Source organism: Allobosea sp. CER48 (assembly GCF_044752385.1).
Classification (GTDB): domain Bacteria; phylum Pseudomonadota; class Alphaproteobacteria; order Rhizobiales; family Beijerinckiaceae; genus Allobosea.
Window position 1 is genome coordinate 1 of sequence record NZ_JBIWYK010000586.1, and the last position, 1655, is coordinate 1655.

Here is a 1655-nt window from a genome sequence, read left to right on the forward strand (position 1 = left end):
CGCTGTAGCTCAGCCCCGTCACCGCTTCGATGACGAGACCGAGCAGCGCGAAGCCGTGATTGGAGTACTTGAAGCGCTGCGAGCCGGAGAAGACCGGCGCCGCGGCGAGGTCGGCCAACAACTCCGCCTTGCTGCAATAGGGTTTGCGGTCGACGAACTGGCCGCTGTCCGGCCCGTCGCGGGTCAGGCCTGCGCTGTTGGAGAGCACCTGCTCGACGGTGACCTCGGCGATCGCCGGATGCAGCCCGTCGATGAAGCGTCCGACCTTGTCGTCGAGCCGCAGGCGGCCCTCCTCGACGAGCCGCAGGATGCCGGCCGAGGTGAAGCTCTTGGAATGGGAGGCGATGCGGAAGCCATGGCGTGGCGTCAGTTGCTCACCGGTCGCCAGGTCGGCACGGCCGAATGCGGCCTCGAGCACGACTTCATTGCCGTCCGCGATCGCGATGGCACAGCCGGGCTGGTCATGGTAGCGGCGTTGGAACTCGAGCCAGCTCGCGACATAGGCGAGGGCAGGGGCAAGCCATGGCTTCATGGTTCGGTGTCCGGTCATGGTTCAGCGACCGTGAGCATCGCATGATTCCGCCGGCTGCCCGCAAGCCGTGGAAAGCGGGGCGGGCATGTCAGCGATGGCTGCTTTCGCTTGCCCTTCCCGGCCTGTCGTGGCATCGCTCCCGGCCAATCGAAAGGACCCTGATCGTGGACAAGACCGAACTCGCCAAGCTGGAAGGCTACCTGCGCCGCACCTTCAACAACCACGCGATCAGCGTGCGTGCCCGCATGAAGAAGACCGACTCGGCCGAGGTCTATCTGGGCGAGGAATTCATCGGCATCATCCATGTCGACGACGAGGATGGCGATCGCTCCTTCAATTTCACCATGGCGATCCTCGACGTCGATCTCGAAGATTGAGAACGTCGACGACGGGCTAGCGGATCAGCCCGTCGAGCGTCCGCCGTACGCCGCCGAGCATCAGCGCCCAGTCGGCGATGATGCTGCGCGGGAAGCGGATGTTCACATCCATACCGCGATGCTGGAAGGTGATGCGGCAAGGCTCGTCGAGATTGGCGGCAGTCTCGACCGGGCAACGGGCGGCGAAGCCCTTGCCGTCGGGCACGGATACAAAAAACTCGTCGCCCTCGAACGGCGAACCTTTGCGGAAGCTGCGTACGACGAGGCCGCCGGGATTTGACCAGACGGTCGGCGTCAGGAAGCGGGCATAGGTCGCAAGCTGACGCGCCGGCTCGTTGACCTTGTCGGGCGGGCTCAGCGTGATCAGCAGGCGCTTGCGGGTGTGGGGCAGGGCCGGGCCCAGACTCGGCCAGTCGAGCCGCAACCGGGCCATGCCGACGAGGCGGCTCGCATCATCGTCGTCGTCGAGACCGGTGAGATCCTTAGGGATGATCAGCGAGACATTGCCGACGCGGGCTGGCTGCAGGGCTGCCGGTTCGTCGATGCGGCGATGCGTCAGATAGAGCGCCAGGCCCGTCGCCAAGGCCCCCGCGACCATGATCAGCAATGCCGCCTTGAGCAGGGCGCCGTCTGCGCGCGGCAGCGGCGCGGGCGGACGCTGCAGGCGCATGCGCACCATCGAGGCCAAGTGAGCGGCTTGGTGGCCGGGACCGTGGTGGGACAGGGACGCAGTCATTCCGGATACT

The 1655-nt window shown here is 66.1% G+C and carries 2 protein-coding genes and 1 pseudogene; 1 reads left to right on the forward strand and 2 read right to left on the reverse strand.

Going from position 1 to position 1655, the window contains the following annotated elements; genetic code table 11:
* Positions 1-532, reverse strand: a 532-nt coding sequence (locus ACIPIA_RS15745) for a serine hydrolase domain-containing protein (protein WP_400510919.1), incomplete at its 3' end; no start/stop codon positions are given.
* 164 nt (positions 533-696) lie between these two features.
* Here ACIPIA_RS15745 and ACIPIA_RS15750 point away from each other — a divergent pair.
* Positions 697-909 (forward strand): DUF3126 family protein, encoded by a 213-nt coding sequence (locus ACIPIA_RS15750; RefSeq protein WP_047578697.1) that lies wholly within the window; start codon positions 697-699, stop codon positions 907-909.
* A 16-nt stretch (positions 910-925) separates the two neighbouring features.
* Here the strand turns inward: ACIPIA_RS15750 and ACIPIA_RS15755 are convergent.
* A pseudogene (locus tag ACIPIA_RS15755) lies at positions 926-1655 on the reverse strand (hypothetical protein); the annotation flags it as partial.